Annotated in this window: 17 protein-coding genes; 8 read left to right on the top strand and 9 right to left on the bottom strand. The window is 67.0% G+C overall.

The features are described from left to right. Positions 1-20: 20 nt before the first annotated feature. From WDB71_RS15115 to WDB71_RS15090, 6 genes are read right to left on the bottom strand one after another with little or no spacing between them, the layout of a single operon-like run. Positions 21-728, bottom strand: a complete 708-nt coding sequence (locus WDB71_RS15115; protein WP_341502430.1) for an HAD-IA family hydrolase — start codon at positions 726-728, stop codon at positions 21-23. Then, positions 725-1624, bottom strand: coding sequence for a tyrosine recombinase XerC (xerC, locus tag WDB71_RS15110; protein WP_341502429.1), 900 nt, complete (start codon positions 1622-1624; stop codon positions 725-727). The genes WDB71_RS15115 and xerC overlap by 4 nt, the downstream gene beginning before the upstream one ends. Continuing rightward, positions 1608-2279 (bottom strand): DUF484 family protein, encoded by a 672-nt coding sequence (locus WDB71_RS15105; RefSeq protein WP_341502428.1) that lies wholly within the window; start codon positions 2277-2279, stop codon positions 1608-1610. Before WDB71_RS15105 ends, xerC begins: the two co-directional genes overlap by 17 nt. Next, entirely contained in the window at positions 2276-3100 is an 825-nt protein-coding gene (gene dapF, locus WDB71_RS15100; RefSeq protein WP_341504222.1) for a diaminopimelate epimerase, read from the bottom strand. The genes WDB71_RS15105 and dapF overlap by 4 nt, the downstream gene beginning before the upstream one ends. Positions 3101-3138: 38 nt before the next feature. Further along, positions 3139-4380, bottom strand: a complete 1242-nt coding sequence (lysA, locus tag WDB71_RS15095; protein ID WP_341502427.1) for a diaminopimelate decarboxylase — start codon at positions 4378-4380, stop codon at positions 3139-3141. Beyond that, positions 4377-4502 (bottom strand): lipoprotein, encoded by a 126-nt coding sequence (locus tag WDB71_RS15090; RefSeq protein WP_341502426.1) that lies wholly within the window; start codon positions 4500-4502, stop codon positions 4377-4379. The genes lysA and WDB71_RS15090 overlap by 4 nt, the downstream gene beginning before the upstream one ends. A 78-nt stretch (positions 4503-4580) precedes the next feature. On the opposite strand from WDB71_RS15090, the gene cyaY reads away from it, so the two are divergent. Next, the gene (gene cyaY / locus WDB71_RS15085; RefSeq protein ID WP_341502425.1) at positions 4581-4916 is read left to right on the top strand and encodes an iron donor protein CyaY; all 336 of its coding nucleotides are present in this window, start codon (positions 4581-4583) and stop codon (positions 4914-4916) included. On the opposite strand, the gene WDB71_RS15080 is transcribed toward cyaY, so the two are convergent. After that, positions 4913-7279 carry a class I adenylate cyclase gene (locus tag WDB71_RS15080; protein WP_341502424.1) on the bottom strand — a complete coding sequence of 789 codons (2367 nt, stop codon included), beginning with the start codon at positions 7277-7279 and terminating at the stop codon, positions 4913-4915. The two genes, cyaY and WDB71_RS15080, sit on opposite strands and share 4 nt — an antisense overlap. 247 nt (positions 7280-7526) lie before the next feature. On the opposite strand from WDB71_RS15080, the gene WDB71_RS15075 reads away from it, so the two are divergent. The 7 genes from WDB71_RS15075 to WDB71_RS15045 all read left to right on the top strand — a co-directional run bounded on the left by WDB71_RS15075 (position 7527) and on the right by WDB71_RS15045 (position 13026). Beyond that, entirely contained in the window at positions 7527-7829 is a 303-nt protein-coding gene (locus WDB71_RS15075) for a DUF2914 domain-containing protein (RefSeq protein WP_341502423.1), read from the top strand. Positions 7830-7871: 42 nt separating this feature from the next. Continuing rightward, entirely contained in the window at positions 7872-8804 is a 933-nt protein-coding gene (gene hemC, locus WDB71_RS15070; RefSeq protein ID WP_341502422.1) for a hydroxymethylbilane synthase, read from the top strand. Beyond that, on the top strand, positions 8801-10585 hold the full coding sequence (locus tag WDB71_RS15065; RefSeq protein WP_341502421.1) for a uroporphyrinogen-III C-methyltransferase: 1785 nt from the start codon (positions 8801-8803) through the stop codon (positions 10583-10585). Before hemC ends, WDB71_RS15065 begins: the two co-directional genes overlap by 4 nt. After that, positions 10582-11664 (top strand): heme biosynthesis HemY N-terminal domain-containing protein, encoded by a 1083-nt coding sequence (locus tag WDB71_RS15060; RefSeq protein ID WP_341502420.1) that lies wholly within the window; start codon positions 10582-10584, stop codon positions 11662-11664. Before WDB71_RS15065 ends, WDB71_RS15060 begins: the two co-directional genes overlap by 4 nt. Further along, a complete protein-coding gene (locus WDB71_RS15055) occupies positions 11664-12056 on the top strand; it encodes a hypothetical protein (protein WP_341502419.1) in 393 nt (130 codons plus the stop codon). The genes WDB71_RS15060 and WDB71_RS15055 overlap by 1 nt, the downstream gene beginning before the upstream one ends. 91 nt (positions 12057-12147) lie before the next feature. Further along, a complete protein-coding gene (locus WDB71_RS15050) occupies positions 12148-12558 on the top strand; it encodes a hypothetical protein (protein WP_341502418.1) in 411 nt (136 codons plus the stop codon). Between the two features lie 63 nt (positions 12559-12621). Continuing rightward, positions 12622-13026, top strand: a complete 405-nt coding sequence (locus WDB71_RS15045; protein WP_341502417.1) for a YbaY family lipoprotein — start codon at positions 12622-12624, stop codon at positions 13024-13026. Positions 13027-13053: 27 nt separating this feature from the next. Here WDB71_RS15045 and fre read toward each other — a convergent pair whose 3' ends face one another. Together fre and ubiD are read right to left on the bottom strand one after the other, a co-directional pair. Continuing rightward, positions 13054-13749 carry an NAD(P)H-flavin reductase gene (fre, locus tag WDB71_RS15040; RefSeq protein ID WP_341502416.1) on the bottom strand — a complete coding sequence of 232 codons (696 nt, stop codon included), beginning with the start codon at positions 13747-13749 and terminating at the stop codon, positions 13054-13056. A gap of 14 nt (positions 13750-13763) precedes the next feature. Next, a complete protein-coding gene (ubiD, locus tag WDB71_RS15035; RefSeq protein WP_341502415.1) occupies positions 13764-15233 on the bottom strand; it encodes a 4-hydroxy-3-polyprenylbenzoate decarboxylase in 1470 nt (489 codons plus the stop codon). Between the last annotated feature and the right edge of the window lie 26 nt (positions 15234-15259).

Genomic DNA, 15259 nt, shown 5'->3' with positions numbered 1-15259 from the left:
AGTAGTTGGCGATGGCGCCATTATAACAACTGCTTCAGCGAGGCCAACGCCGAGATCTCCACATGGGGCAGCAACTGGCCCCTGGCCTGGTGGCGGATATCGTCGCCCTTGGTGTTGAACCAGGCGCTCTGCAGGCCGGCCTCCAGGGCGCCGGCGACGTCGTGGTCGAGGCGATCGCCCACGTGCAGTATGGCGGCCGGGGTCAGCTTGAGGTGCTCGGCGGCGGCCCGGTACAGATCCGGGGCCGGTTTCATGCGGCGGCTGCCGCCGGCGTGGAAGCTGGCCTGGAAATACTGGCCCAGGCCCAGGGCCTGGATATCGGCATTGCCGTTGCTGATGCAGATCAGTGGTTTGCGTGACGACAGGTAGGTGAGCAGCTCGTGGGTCTCGGGGCCGATGCTGGCCTGGGAGCGCCATTCCAGGAAGCGGGCCATGGCGCCGTCGGCCAGGCCGGCGGCGTTGGCCACGCCGATGGCCTTGAGGCCGGCGCTGAGGGCGGCATGGCGGCTGGCGGTGGTGTCATGGGCCAGCCAGGGATCTTCCTGGATCACCCGCTGGCGCCACTGGGCGAAGTAGCGGCGGCTGTCGGTGATCGGCTTGACCCGCTCCTCCAGCCAGGCCACCAGCTTGCCCTCGGCGGCCTCCAGCACCGGGCCGTTGTCGTAGAGGGTGTCGTCCAGGTCGAGGCTGAGGGCGGCTATGGGGCCCAGTGGACGGTAGATCTTCATGGTTTTCGCCTCGCTCTCGGGTGGGCGCTGTCGTAGACCTGCGCCAGGTGGTTCATGTCCAAATGAGTGTAGATCTGGGTGGTGGCCAGCTGGCTGTGGCCCAGCAGTTCCTGCACCGCCCTGAGGTCGCCGCTGGCCTCCAGCATATGGGTGGCGAAGCTGTGCCTGAGCTTATGGGGGTGCAGGTGGCTGTCCAGCCCGGCCTTGCGGGCATACTGGGAAAAGCGGCTCTGGATGGCCCTGTGGCTGAGCCGGCCGCCGCGCTGGCTGACGAACAGCGCCCGCTCGCCGGGCCCGGCGAACTCGGGGCGGATCTTCAGCCAGGTCCGCACCGCGGCCAGCGCCACCCTGCCCACCGGCAGGATGCGGGTCTTGCTGCCCTTGCCGGTGACGCGGATCTCGCCGCCGGCCAGATCCAGATCGTGCAGTTCCACCGAGGCCAGCTCGGCCAGGCGCAGGCCAGAGGAGTACATCAGCTCCATCATGGCCCTGTCCCTTTCCAGCAGCAGATCCTTGGGCCTGGCATCCAGCAGCTGCTGGACTTCGTCGGCGTCCAGGGCCTTGGGCAGGCGCTTGGGGGTCTTGGGGGCCTTGACCCGTTTGGCGACGTTGTCATTGAGCTTGCCCCTGTGTACCAGCAGGGTCAGGCAGCTGCGCAGGGCGGCCAGGCCCTGGGCCAGGCTGCGCGGGGACTGGCCACGCTCGGTTTCCCTGGCCAGCCAGTGGCGCAGGTGGCCTTCGCGCAGATCGCGGAAATCGTCGACGCCCTGCTCGGCCAGGCAGCGGCACAGGCCGTCCAGCTGGCGCCGGTAGCTGGCCAGGGTGGTGCCGGCCAGCTGCCGCTCGGCGGCCAGCTGGCGCAGGCAGGCATGGATGTCGTCAGTCAGGGCGGCCATGGAGGGCGGCGATCCTGAGGGCGAGGATGTTGCAGAGCTGGGAGATCAGCAGGGCGTCCATGTCCGGCTGGAAGTGGCCGGGATCGCTGGAGGCCACCACCCACAGGCCCAGCTCCCGGCCCTGGTGGCGCAGCGGCAGCACCGCCAGGGACTGGGCCTGGTCGTGGCGGGCTCCCAGCAGGGCGCGGCGTTCGTTCTCGCTGAGGCGGCCGAAGTAGGGGCCTTCCTGCAGCCGGGCCCGCACCTTGGCCAGGGTCTTGAGCTGGGTCTCGGCCAGCTCCCGCTCCAGCCACAGTCGGCTCAGGGGCAGCTGCAGGTGGCGGCCCATGCCGTCCTCCAGGGTCTGCTGCAGGGCGGCCAGATCCTGGGCCTGGACCAGGGCCAGGGTCAGCTTATGGCAGCCGCGGGCCACCTGCTCGTTGTGGGCGGCCACCGCCATCAGGGCGGTGATCTCCTCTTCCAGCTGGGCGCTGCGGCCCCGGGCCAGCTCCAGCTGCCGTTCCACCAGGGAAACGGTGCCCCGCTCGGGGTGGCCCAGGCGCAGCCGGGTCAGCAGCCCGGGGTGGCGCAGGAAGAAATCCGGGTTCTCGGCCAGGTAGTCGGCCACCAGGGCCTCGTCCAGGACCAGATCCAGGCTGGCGGTGTTTTCCTTCATAGGTGCAGTTGTCCGTCGAAGACGTGTTCGGCCGGGCCGCTCATGTAGACGGGCTGGTCCGGGCCCTGCCAGTGAATATGGAGGCTGCCGCCGGGCAGATCCACCTGGACCTTGTTGCCCAGCTTGTCTTGGTACTGGCCGATGACGGCGGCGGCACAGGCGCCACTGCCGCAGGCCAGGGTCTCGCCGGAGCCGCGTTCAAAGACCCTGAGCCTGATATGGTCGCGGCTGAGGATCTCCATGAAACCGACGTTGACCCCGTCCGGGAAGCGCTCGCTCTGGCCCAGCAGTGGCCCCAGCTGTTCCACCGGCGCCTGGTCCAGGTTGTCCACCTCGATGACGCAGTGGGGGTTGCCCATGGAGACCACGCCGCAGAACACCGTCTGCTCCCCTTCCCGGAGGATGTAGGTCTTCTCTTCCTTCTGGGCCCTAAAGGGCACCTCGGTCGGGGTGAACACCGGCACGCCCATGTTGACGTTGACCAGGCCGCTCTTTTCCATCTTCAGGGTCATCTTGCCGTTCCTGGTGGACACCCGCACCTTGTGCCTGTTGGTCAGGCCCTTGAGGCGCACGAAGCGGGCGAAGCAGCGGGCGCCGTTGCCGCACTGTTCCACCTCGGTGCCGTCGGCATTGAAGATGCGGTAGTGGAAGTCCAGATCCGGATCATAGGGGGGCTCCACCATCAGCAGCTGATCGAAGCCGATACCGAAGTGGCGGTCGGCCAGCTTCTGGATCTGCTCGGTGGACAGGAAGACGTTCTGGGTGACGTTGTCGATCACCATGAAGTCGTTGCCCAGGCCCTGCATCTTGGAAAACTGTATCAGCATCGGCTATCCGGATCTCTTTAGTTAACGGTAGTTTACGGCAGCAGGGTCTCGGTGCGCCACAAATCGGCCAGGCTTTCGCGGGCGCGGATCTGCTGGTGGGCGCTGCCGTCCACCATCACTTCGGCGGGCCTGGGCCTGCTGTTGTAGTTGGAGCTCATGGTGAAGCCGTAGGCACCGGCGCCGCCGATGGCCAGCAGGTCGCCGCTGTCGCAGGCCAGGGGCACGTCCCTGGCCAGCCAGTCGCCGGTCTCGCAGACCGGGCCCACCAGCTCGGTGGCCGGGCCGCCTTGCTTGCCTTCGGCCAGGGGCCAGACCGGCATCACCGCCTGGTAGAGGGACGGCCGCAGCAGGTCGTTCATGCCGGCGTCGCAGATGGCGAAACGCTTGTGGCCGTTGTCCTTGATGAATTCGACCTCGGTCAGCAGCACCCCGGCGTTGGCGGCGATGGCCCGGCCCGGCTCCAGCATCAGGGTCAGCTCGGCCGGGAAATGGGGCAGCAGCTCGGCCAGGTACTGGGCTGGGCTCGGCGGCGCTTCGTTTGTATAGGTGACGCCCAGGCCGCCGCCCAGATCCAGGTGTTCGATGTCGATGCCCTCGGCCTGCAGCTGCTCGCGCAGCGCCTTGAGCCGCTCCAGGGCGGCCAGGAAGGGCGCGGTCTGGGTCAGCTGGGAGCCGATATGGCAGCCCAGGCCCACCACCTTGAGGTTGGCCTTGGCCTGGGCGCGCCTGAAGGCCTCGGGGGCGGCGTCGATGTCGATGCCGAACTTGTTTTCCTTGAGGCCGGTGGCGATATAGGGATGGGTGCCGGCGTCGATGTCCGGGTTGACCCGCACCGCCACCGGCGCCACCTTGCCCAGGCGCGCCGCCACGGCGTCGAGACGGTCGATCTCGGCCAGGGATTCCAGGTTGAAGCAGTGGATGCCGGCCTCCAGGGCCTGGGCCATCTCGGCTTCGGTCTTGCCGACGCCGGAGAACACCACCTTGGCCGGATCGCCGCCGGCCGCCAGTACCCGGGCCAGCTCGCCGCCGGAGACGATGTCGAAACCGGCGCCCTGGCGGGCCAGCAGGTTCAGCACCGCCAGGTTGGAGTTGGCCTTGACCGCGTAGCAGATCAGGTGTTTTCGCCCGTGCAGGGGTTTGGCGAAGGCCTGGAAGGCCGCCTCCAGTGCCTGTCGGGAGTAAACATAGAGAGGGGTGCCGTAGTGGCCGGCCAGTTCGGCCAGGCTGCACCCGTCCAGGTGGAGGCTCTGCTGTCGGTACTGGAGGTTGTTCACTGCTGTTGCTGCTGCTCTGGTTGGTTGGGTTCGGGTTGGTCGGGCTGGGTCAGGGGCCCCTTCTGGCCGCAGGCGCCCAGGGTGGCGACCGCCAGGGTCAGAAAAATAAGTCGCTTTCTCACAGCTTTTACCGGGTTATTTCGTGCGCTAGTAGCCCTATAATCGCACTACCCAAGGCAATTGCAAACGAACCCATGAAGATGACGGAAAGTGAATATCACCAGGAAGCCGATCGCATCCTGCTGGCCATTGAGGAAGCGGTGGACGCCATCACCGCCAGTGGCCAGAGCGACATCGAGGTGGAAGGCAACGGCGGCATCGTCGAGCTGCACTTCGAGGACGGCTCCAAGATGGTGATCAACAAGCAGGAGCCGCTGCTGCAGATCTGGGTGGCGACCCGCTACAACGGCCATCATTTCGAGAAGCAGGGCGACCAGTGGGTCGACAGGCGCGGCGGTGGCGAACTCAAGGCCTTCCTGGATGCGGCCATCTCCCGCCAGGCCGGCGTCGATCTCAAGCTGGGCCTGGAGATCTAGGACTCGCCTTCTTGCTCCAGCCCGAAGGGGGTCAGGGTCACCTCGTCCCCCTGCTGGCGCAGCTCGTAATACTGGGGCAGGTTGAAGCTGGACGACAGGTTCTGGCTGTCCCGCTGGGCATAGAAGCCACTGACCAGGCCCACCAGGGTCGCCTTGTCGCAGGAAAACTCCCGATACTGCTCCACCCGGTTGGATTCGTCCGAGACGAACACCGTGTAGCACTCGCCATCCCCCTCGTGACTGAGGAAGAAGAACTGCACCAGGCCGCGCACGCTGTGATCCAGCACCGGCCTGGGCACGCCGTTGACGTCCTTCTCCTTGCTGACCCGTTCCAGCTTCGACGCCGATAGCTGGGCGTAGAAGGCGATGGGGTCGTCCAGGCTCTGGTGGCAGAACTGGCCGTCCTTGAACCACAGTACCTGGCGCTCCTTGCCCAGGTTCAGGCCCATGGGTGCCTGGCCCAGCCGCTGCCTGGCCTGGTCCAGCAGTGCCTTCAGGCGGTCCAGGATCGGTCGCCGCTGGCTGCCGGCCACGCAGTGCAGGCTGAGCCAGTCGGGCAGGTTGCCGTCGGTGGGCAGCACCGGCATCAGCCGCAGCACCAGCTCCACCACGGCGTCCGGGCCGGCAAAGCGCTCGCAGAGGATCTCCCCCCAGGAATTGACCGTGACCAGCTCCAGGGAGCGGACCAGGTTGAGCTGGTCCGGGCCGTAGCTGAGGGCATCGCCGTCGCCGTTGAACTCCACATCCAGGGCCTGGTCCAGGTTGACGTAGATGGCGGCGCGCTTGAGCTGGGCCGGCTGCGACAGCTCCGCCTGGCTGGGCTCGCCCAGGGTGTCCAGATCCAGCACCCGGGCCAGGGAGCGGCAAAGATCGTCCAGGCCGTCCAGATCCAGGGGCGACGCCTGGCTGTCCAGCTGCAGCTCGGTATGGCGGTGCAGCAGGCCGTTGAGCTCGGCCCAGGCCAGCACCTGGGTCAGGCTCTGGCCTTGGAACAGGCTCTCACCCTCGGCGCCGCTGAGCAGCCAGGTTTTCTCCTGCTGACTCAGGGCCAGGCTGCTCTGGGCCATCTCCACCCCGGGCGGCAGGCACAGGCGCTGGACCTTGCCGGGCTTGTCGGACAGGCCGGCGTCCAGCTTGCGGCTGAGCACCGTCAGCTCTATGGGGCAAAGCCGTGACACGGTGGCGGTGCGGCGGAACAGCTCCCTGGCCTGGTGCAGGCTGTTCTGCATGGTCTGTTGCAGCTGCTGGTGCCAGCGCTGCAGCTCGGCCATGGGCCACTGGCGGTGGTTGCTGAGGTGCTCCAGGGTCTCTTCCGACCAGCCCCAGCGCTGGGCCAGGGTGGTGAGGGTCTGCTTGCGCCACTGGGGGGCGTCGGCCAGGTTGTCGCCGCCGCACTTGAGGAACAGGCAGCGGCGCAGCAGCTCCCTGTCCTGGGGCAGCAGGCCCTGGCGTGCCAGGTAGCTTTCCATCTGCAGGTAGGGATCCAGGGCCAGGGGATCCTCCTCGCCCTGGTGCAGGCGGCGCTTGAACTCGACGCTGAGCAGCTGCACCTCGGGATACTGGCGGGCGTAGGCGGCCAGCAGCGACAGCTTCAGCAGCGACTTGTAGGGGCGCTCTATGCCCTTGTAGAGCTGCCAGAGCATGGCGCCAAGGAACTCGTCGGCGGGAATGGGCTCGGGCGAGCCCAGATCCAGCCAGTCGCCCTGGCGGATCAGGCCCTGGCGGAACAGGGCTTCCCGGGCGTCCTCGTAGGGGCGGTAGTCCTCCACCGGGGTCAGCAGCCAGATGGGCAGCTGGCCGGCCAGGCAGATGGCGCTGCGATAGAACTCGTCCAGCAGCAGCCAGTGCTGGAAGGTGCCACAGGACTCGCAGGACAGGGATTCCTTGTTGCCGGAGCGGAAATCATCCGGGTTGACCAGGAAGAAGGTCAGCTCCATGCCCAGGCCGGTGGCCCATTCGCTGATGGCGTTGCATTTCTGGCGCAGGGCCTGGAGATGTTCGCCACCCAGGCAGGGCCTGTGGCAGACCCAGATGTCCAGGTCCGAGCTCAGGGTCTGGCCCAGGGTGCCGGTGCTGCCCATGGAATACACGGCCAGGATGTCGTGCTGGGCCGGGGCCTGGGTCTCGATGCCGAGCTTGTCGTGGATGCGGGCCCGCAGGCGCTCGTCTTCCACCCCCTTGATGCCGTGGGGGGCGGAAATGTCACCGGCGGGCAGGGCCTGATGCTGGCAATGGAGCAGGGCCGGCAGCAGGTCGAATACCAGGGCCGCCTGGTCTGTCATGGAGGCGCGGGCAAGCCGCCGCCGCTCCGCGTGGAGGGCGGCGATGCGCAGTGTCAGTTCCTGTAAGCGAGCAGCAGCCATGGAAGTCCAAAACGTTAACTAGGTCACATTTTATGCCAAAGCGGCGGGCTCGCCAATATGGATGACCGGCTGTGCGGCTCCCTGATGGCGGGTATACTTGCCTGAACCGAAAACAAAAGGCTTTCCGATCATGGCCTTGAGAAATTTTTGGCTGATTTTGCTGGCGATGCTGTCAAGCTGGTCCCTACAGTCAGCACCCACAAACCCGGAAAATCCTGATCTGGCCCGGGTCCAGCTGTGCCGGGATGTGGTAAAGAGAGAGCCAGTCGGTAGCTTCGACGGCGACCTGGTGCCGGCCGAGCTGGAGCAGATCTGCCTCTTTACCGAGGTCCTCAACCAGGCCGGGCACCGCATCCATCACCTGTGGTTCTTCGAAGAGCGGCTGATGGCCGACGTGGAACTGCCGGTGGGCGCCGACCGCTGGCGCACCTATTCCCGCAAGAGCCTCAAGCCCCAGTGGCAGGGGCCATGGCGGGTCGAGATCCGTGACGACCAGGGCCGGTTGCTGGGACAGCAGCGGTTCGTACTGGGCCAGGTCGTCAGCCACTGAATGCAGTGGTAGGATGAGTTGAATCAAGCAGGTAGTGAATTCATGTCTGAGAGCGTACGTATTGCCACCCGCCAGAGCCCCCTGGCCCTGTGGCAGGCCAATTTCGTCAAGGCCGAGCTGGAAAAGGCCCACCCCGGGCTGGTGGTCGAGCTGGTACCCATGGTCACCAAGGGTGACAAGATCCTCGACACCCCCCTGGCGAAGGTGGGCGGCAAGGGCCTGTTCGTCAAGGAGCTGGAAGTGGCCATGCTGGAGGGCCGGGCCGACATCGCCGTGCACTCCATGAAGGACGTGCCGGTGGAGTTCCCCGACGGCCTGGGCCTGGTCACCATCTGCGAGCGCGAAGATCCCCTGGACGCCTTCGTCTCCAACCGTTATGAGAGCCTGGACCAGCTGCCGGCCGGTGCCGTGGTCGGCACCTCCAGCCTGCGCCGCCAGTGCCAGCTCAGGGCCAAGAGGCCGGATCTGGTGGTCAAGGATCTGCGCGGCAACGTCAACACCCGCCTGGCCAAGCTGGACGACGGCCAGTACGACGCCATCATCCTGGCCTGTGCCGGCCTCAAGCGCCTGGAGATGGCCGATCGCATCCGTTCCTCGCTCAGCGCCGAACAGAGCCTGCCGGCCGTGGGCCAGGGTGCCGTGGGCATAGAGGCGCGCCTGGATGACGAACGCATCAAGGCGCTGCTGGCCCCCCTGGCCCATGAGCCCAGCCGGGTGCGGGTGGCCGCCGAGCGGGCCATGAACACCCGCCTGGAAGGGGGCTGCCAGGTGCCCATCGGCAGCTATGCCCTCATCGAAGGCGATCAGCTCTGGCTGCGTGGCCTGGTGGGCGATCCGGACGGCAGCCGCATCATAGAGGACGAGATCCGCGGTCCCCTGGAGCAGGCCGAGCAGCTCGGCATCACCCTGGCGGAGCGGCTGCTGGACGCCGGGGCCCGGGAAATCCTCAGCAAGGTCTACGGCCGCGACCTATGAAATTGCTGGTCACCCGCCCGGAGCCCCAGGCCAGCCGCCTTGCCGAAGCGCTGACCCAGGCCGGCTTCACCAGCCTGGTGCAGCCGCTGCTGGCCATCGAAGCGCTGGCGCCGGTGACCGAACTGCCCAAGGCCGACTGGCTGATCGCCGTGTCCGTCCATGCCGTGGCCCGGCTGCCCCGGCCGCTGCCGGCCGATCTGAAATACGGCGCCGTCGGTGAGGCTACCGCCCAGGCGCTGCGCGAGGCCGGCGCACCAGAGGTGCTGGTGGCCGAACCGCCCACCTCGGAAGGCCTGCTGGCGCTGCCAGAGCTGCAGGAGCTGGCCGGCCAGAAGGTGCTGCTGGCCAAGGGCGAAGGCGGCCGGGAGCTGATCCAGCAGCAGCTGGCGGACCGGGGCGCCGAGGTGGAGCCTTTGGTGCTGTACCGGCGCCGGCCCCTGTCCCTGCCTGAGTATTGCGCCGCCCGGTGGCGCCAGGCCGGGGTGGACAGGCTGCTGTTGACCTCGGGCAGCCTGATGGCGGCCCTGCTGGCCGCCGTACCCGATAAGGAACAGCACTGGCTGAAATCGCTGCCGGTGCTGGTGCCGTCCAAGCGCCTGGCAGATCAGGCCAAGGCCGCCGGCTTCAGCCATATTCAACTTATGCAAGACGCCAGTGACCAGGCCGTCATCGCCAAGCTCAGGGAGAGTCAGAACACCATGACCCAAGACGACAAGCTGAAGGACGCTAAGCCCAAGGCGGCGGACGAAACCAAGCCGGCCAAGGCCGAGAGCAAAGGGGCAGGGCCGGCCAGGCCCCAGGCGGACAAGCCGGAACAGGCCGGCAAACCGGGACGGCTGCTGCCGGCCCTGGCCCTGCTGCTGGCCCTGGCTGCCCTGGGCGGCAGCGGCTGGCTGTACAGCCAGTTCCAGGCAGCCCAGGCGGAGCTGGCCGGTCTGCAGCAACGACTGGACGGCCACAGCCATCCCAAGCCGCCTGAGCTGGGCCGGCTGATTGAGACCCAGGGTGCCCTGGATGAGGCCCTGGCCCGGCAGCAGGCCAGCCTGGAAGCCCTGCGCAGCCAGTGGCTGGCCAACCAGGCCGACCAGGCTCAGCAGTGGCCCCGCCAGGAGGCGGCCATGCTGGTACGCATGGCCAACCGCCAACTCTACCTGGCCCGGGATCCCGACACCGCCCAGGCCCTGCTGAGCGACGCCGAGCGGGCCCTGGCCAAGCTGCCCGAGGAAGCGGACATCCTGGCCTGGCGCCAGGCGGTGGCCGCCGATCTGGCCCTGCTGGCGGCCCTGCCCAGGGTGGACCGCAGCGGCCTGGCCCTGCGCCTGGGCGGCCTGATGGAGCAGGTGGCTAAGCTGCCGCTGGACATGGTCAAGCTGCCGGAGGTCACCGAGGCCGAGCCGGACCTGACCCTCTCCGAGGACGTGGGTGACTGGTGGGACAACGCGGCCAAGACCTGGCAGCGCTTCGCCGATGAATACCTGAAGATCCGCAAACGCCAGGGCGGGGTGCAGCCGCTGCTGAGCCCGGACCAGATCAGCTACCTGCAGCAGAACATGCGCCTGGCCCTGGGCGAGGCCAGGCTGGCGGTGTTCGCCGGCGACAGCGACCGCTACCAGGCCGGCCTGCGCCAGCTCCAGGACTGGAGCCGGGACTACGGCGACCAGGACAGTGACGCCGTCCAGGCCTTCCAGGCCGAGCTGGAGGCGCTGCTCAAGCTGCCGGTGCAGGTGGCCCTGCCGGCGCGGCTGGACAGCCTGAGGGTCACCGAGGAGGTCGGCGCATGAGAACCTTCCTGCTGCTGATCGCCCTGCTGGTACTGGGCCTGGTGCTGGGGCCGCTGACCGCCGGCAAGAAGGGCTATGTGCTGATCGCCATGGGTGATTACACGGTCGAGACCAACTTGGTGGTGCTGGTGCTGGCGCCCCTGGTGCTGTACCTGCTTTACCGCCAGCTGAGCAAGCTGGTGCGCTGGCTGTTCAAGCGCCCGGATCGCAACAAGAAGCTGGACAAGGGCTGGGGCGCACTCTGGCAGGGCCGTTACCGCCAGGCCGGCGCCGCCCTGGAGGCCAGTGCCGGCAAGAGCCAGCAGCCGGACTTGCCGCAGCTGGCCGCGGCCTGGGCCGCCCATCTGGAAGGGAACGGCACCGAGCTGCAGGCCCGCCTGGACAAGATCCGCGAACCCCTGGCGGCCGTGGCCCTGCTCAGCGCCCTGGGCGAAACCGAGGCGGCCCGGGCCCGCTGGCAGCAGCTGGAACAGGAGAAGCAGGACAGCCCCCTTGGCCAGCGGCTGGCCGCCAGGCTGGCGCTGCAACAGGGCGATCTGGCCGGACTCTGGCCCAGGCTGGATGCCCTGCCGGAAGCGGAGCGGGAGAGGCATTACCTGCCGGCCCTGCTGGCCCGCATCGAGCAGGCCGCCCATGACGAAGGCGCTGCCGGCCTGGCCCGGTTGCGGCAGGTGCTGAGCCGCAAGGTGTTGCAGGAGCCGGCCGTGATCGCCGCCTTTGCCCGTGCCTACCACAGCGGTGGCCAGCACGACGAGGCCCTGGAACTGCTGATGACGCCGCTGAAGAAACAGCTCGACCGGGAGCTGCTGATGGCCCTGGTGCAGGTGGCCGGGACCAGCAGCGACGAATGCCGTCGCAGGCTGCTCAAGTGGCACCACAAGGGCGAGCAGCCGCCGGTGCTGCTGGCCGTGCTGGGCAAGCTGAGCCTCAACGCCGGCGAGGCAGAGGAGGCCCAGCGCTACCTGCAGGCGGCCCTGGATCACCAGGACGATCCCCAATGGCGGTTGTGGCTGGCCCAGGTCCAGGAAAGCCGTGGCGCCACCGACCAGGCGCTGCTCAGCTACAAGCAGGTGCTGTGATGGATCCCCTGTTCGCACCCGGCCCCCGCAAGTACAAGGTCCAGTTCGCCGGCGCCATGCTGTTCTACGTGCTGATGTCGGTGCTGCTGAAGCTCTACCGGGCCGAGCTACTGGCCGTGGGCCCCTGGCTGGTGGTGGCCGGGGTGCTGCTCAGTGTGCTGCCCATGATCTGGACCACGATGCGGGTGCTGATCCACCAGGACGAGATGTATTTCACCACCAACCTCAAGGCCATGGCGCTGGCCCTGGCGGTCTCCCTGGGGCTGTTCATCGCCTACGCCCTGGTGGAGGCATTGCTGGCGCTGCCGCCCCGGCCGGCCTATGTCTATCTGCTGACCATGTGCAGCTGCTGGAGCCTCTGTTATGCCTGGCTCTGGTGGCGGATGCGGTGACAAAAGCCTGCGCAAGCAGGCTTTTTTGTGGCCTAGCAACCGCAGCAGTCTGGACTACGCTCAAAGCAATGCATTGCTTTGGGGGAATCGCATGGCGTGGCGAATCTGGCTGCTGGCGGCCTGTCTGGTGCCGACCCTGGCCCTGGGGCGTACGCCTCATCTGAGCTCCCGCTATGCGGATCTGGCCTATGCCAACGAGGAGAGCTTCCTGATCGACCTGTGGCGCTGGCGGGATCCCAAGCGGCTCAATGCCCCGGGGGCCCGCTACCAGGAGCCTTTCGTGGGCAAGACCCAGCTCAGCTGGACCGACGACGTGGTGGTCATTTCCCAGGTGGCCGCCTTTCAAGGCCGGGCCCATCACCTGATATTCTTCATCACAGGTACCACCAACAAACCCATCTACAAGGACAGGCGACTGCTGTTCGAATGCAAGCTGGCCGGGCGGATGAGCATGGAAAACGCCATCAATCGCTGCCGTCGGGAGGTGGAAAACAAGCGTTAGGGTTCAGTCGGCGTTTGGCCCGGAGCCTTAGGCTGGGCCTTTTTCCTGCCTGGAGATGCCTTTATGAAGACCCGGCTTTTGGCCCTGCTTGCCCTGCTGGCGGCCGCCTGCAGTCCCCAACCCCACCAGATCCAAGGAAAGCTGCAGCTGGACGGCGCCTCGCCGTTGCCCGAGGGGGCCCTGGTCATCGTCAGCCTGGAAGACGTCAGCCTGGCCGATGCCCCGTCGCGAACCCTGTCGCGCCTGGAGCTGGATGCCAACAGGCCCTGGCCGGTCGCCTACCGCTTCACCCTGCCCCAGGATGCCTTCGAGGCCCATCGCCAGTACGCGGTGAGCGCCCGGGTGGTGGCCAGCGGCGGTCAGCTGCTTTACATCAATGACAGCCGTTACGGGGTGGATCCGCGCCAGCTCGAGCAGGAGCTGGATCTGATCCTGGTGCCGGTGACGCCGCTACCCACCCTGCAGTGATAAAAAAGGCGCCAGACGGCGCCTTTTTCAGATGAAGGCGAAGGCATCGCCCTTGATGTTGGCCCTGTCGGCGCCGTGCTCCAGGAACAGCTCCCTGGCCACCCCGGCCATCTCGAAGCGGCCGGCAATATAGAACTGGTAATCGCCCAGGGTCTTGAGCTGGTGCACCACGGCCTCCACCACCAGGCCGGCTTCGCCGTCCCAGTGCTCGGGAGCGTCCTCCACCACGGGCACATAACGGAACTGCTGATGCTCCCTGGCCAGCGCCGCCATGGCGTCGTGCATGTAGAGGGCTTCGGGGATCTTGCCACCCCAGTACAGGGTCACCTGGCGCTGGGGCTGGGCCTTGAGCAGCCGCTGCAGGATGGCATTGGTATAGGAAAAGCCGGTGCCGCCGGCCACCAGTACCACGGGGGCCTGGCTGGTTTCGTCCAGGAAGGCCTCGCCGCCGGGCAGCTCGATGTCGATCTCGTCCGTGGCTTCCAGTCGGTCGATAACCTGCATGGCCCAGGAGTCGGGGCCGAAGGCACCGATGTGGAGCTCGATGTGGTCGTCATCGGCCAGGGAGGCGATGGAGAAGGGGCGTTTGTCCTCTTCGCTCATCACCACCTTGAGGTATTGGCCGGCCTTGAACTCGACCCTGCTCTGGGGCTTGAGCAGCACCCTGAACACGGTGTCGCTGAAGGGGGTTAGGGATTCGATCTGGCAGCTGATTCGTTGCATGTCGGCTCTTTGTGTTATTTGAAGATTCCCAGGTCGTCCCAGATGGCGTCGACCCTGGCGACCACGTCCGGGTCCTTGGTGATGGGGTGGCCCCATTCCCGGTGCACTTCACCGGGCAGCTTGTTGGTGGCGTCCAGGCCCATCTTGGAGCCCAGGCCGGCCTCGGGGGAGGCGAAGTCCAGGAAGTCGATGGGGGTGTTGGCCACGAAGGTGGTGTCGCGCTGGGGATCCATGCGGGTGGTGATGGCCCAGATCACGTCGTTCCAGTCCCTGGCGTCGATGTCGTCGTCGCAGACGATGATGAACTTGGTGTACATGAACTGGCGCAGGAAGGACCAGACCCCCATCATCACCCGCTTGGCGTGGCCGGGGTAGCGCTTCTTCATGGTCACCACCGCCATGCGGTAGCTGCAGCCTTCCGGCGGCAGGTAGAAGTCGACGATCTCCGGGAACTGCTTCTGCAGGATCGGCACGAACACCTCGTTCAGGGCCACCCCCAGGATGGCCGGCTCGTCCGGCGGCCGGCCGGTGTAGGTGGAGTGGTAGATGGCATCCTTGCGGCGGGTGATATGGGTCACCGTGAACACCGCGTGGCGTTCCTGCTCGTTGTAGTAGCCGGTATGGTCGCCGAAGGGCCCTTCCATGGCGGTCTCGTCCGGGTCGATGTAGCCCTCCAGGACGATCTCGGCGCTGGCCGGTACCTCCAGATCGCAGGAGACGGCCTGGACCACCTCGGTCTTGGTGCCCCGCAGCAGGCCGGCGAAGGCGTATTCGGACAGGCTGTCCGGCACCGGGGTGACGGCGCCCAGTATGGTGGCCGGATCGGCGCCGAAGGCCACCACCACCGGGAACTTCTCGCCGGGATGGGCTTCCTTCCATTCCGCGAAATCCAGGGCGCCGCCCCGGTGGGACAGCCAGCGCATGATCAGCTTGTTGCGGCCCAGCTTCTGCTGGCGGTAGATGCCCAGGTTCTGGCGCTTCTTGTAGGGGCCGCGGGTGACGGTCAGGCCCCAGGTCATCAGCGGTGCTGCGTCTTCCGGCCAGCAGGTCTGGATGGGGATGGCGTCCAAGTCGACGTCGTCGCCCTCAAGCACCACGTCCTGGCAGGGGGCCTTGGAGAGCTTCTTCACCGGCATGTTCAGCACCTGCTTGAACACCGGCAGCTTGTCCATCAGATCCTTGAAGCCCTTGGGCGGCTCCGGCTCCTTGAGATAGGCCAGCAGCCGGCCTACGTCGCGCAGGGCGGTGACGTCCTCCTGGCCCATGCCCAGGGCCACCCGCCTGGTGGTGCCGAACAGGTTGGCCAGCACCGGCATGTCGTGGCCGACGGGTTTTTCAAAGAGCAGGGCCGGGCCGCCGGCGCGCAGGGTGCGGTCGGCGATCTCGGTCATCTCCAGGTTGGGATCTATGGGCTGCTTGATGCGCTTGAGCTCGCCGGCCTTTTCAAGCTGGTCGAGGAAGTCACGCAAATCCTTGTATTTCATCTAGTGGGCGCCAGGGACGAAGTGGC

Source organism: Gallaecimonas sp. GXIMD4217, from assembly GCF_038087665.1.
In the GTDB taxonomy this organism is placed as follows: Bacteria; Pseudomonadota; Gammaproteobacteria; order Enterobacterales; family Gallaecimonadaceae; genus Gallaecimonas.
This window is presented reverse-complemented; position numbering and strand designations above follow the sequence as displayed.

Excerpts from the sequence above, each read along its gene's own strand:
- WDB71_RS15115 (WP_341502430.1), bottom strand. The coding sequence starts at position 728 with ATGAAGATCTACCGTCCACTGGGCCCCATAGCCGCCCTCAGCCTCGAC.
- xerC (WP_341502429.1), bottom strand. The coding sequence starts at position 1,624 with ATGGCCGCCCTGACTGACGACATCCATGCCTGCCTGCGCCAGCTGGCC.
- WDB71_RS15105 (WP_341502428.1), bottom strand. The coding sequence starts at position 2,279 with ATGAAGGAAAACACCGCCAGCCTGGATCTGGTCCTGGACGAGGCCCTG.
- cyaY (WP_341502425.1), top strand. The coding sequence starts at position 4,581 with ATGACGGAAAGTGAATATCACCAGGAAGCCGATCGCATCCTGCTGGCC.
- WDB71_RS15080 (WP_341502424.1), bottom strand. The coding sequence starts at position 7,279 with ATGGCTGCTGCTCGCTTACAGGAACTGACACTGCGCATCGCCGCCCTC.
- hemC (WP_341502422.1), top strand. The coding sequence starts at position 7,872 with ATGTCTGAGAGCGTACGTATTGCCACCCGCCAGAGCCCCCTGGCCCTG.
- WDB71_RS15065 (WP_341502421.1), top strand. The coding sequence starts at position 8,801 with ATGAAATTGCTGGTCACCCGCCCGGAGCCCCAGGCCAGCCGCCTTGCC.
- WDB71_RS15060 (WP_341502420.1), top strand. The coding sequence starts at position 10,582 with ATGAGAACCTTCCTGCTGCTGATCGCCCTGCTGGTACTGGGCCTGGTG.
- WDB71_RS15055 (WP_341502419.1), top strand. The coding sequence starts at position 11,664 with ATGGATCCCCTGTTCGCACCCGGCCCCCGCAAGTACAAGGTCCAGTTC.
- WDB71_RS15050 (WP_341502418.1), top strand. The coding sequence starts at position 12,148 with ATGGCGTGGCGAATCTGGCTGCTGGCGGCCTGTCTGGTGCCGACCCTG.
- WDB71_RS15045 (WP_341502417.1), top strand. The coding sequence starts at position 12,622 with ATGAAGACCCGGCTTTTGGCCCTGCTTGCCCTGCTGGCGGCCGCCTGC.
- fre (WP_341502416.1), bottom strand. The coding sequence starts at position 13,749 with ATGCAACGAATCAGCTGCCAGATCGAATCCCTAACCCCCTTCAGCGAC.
- ubiD (WP_341502415.1), bottom strand. The coding sequence starts at position 15,233 with ATGAAATACAAGGATTTGCGTGACTTCCTCGACCAGCTTGAAAAGGCC.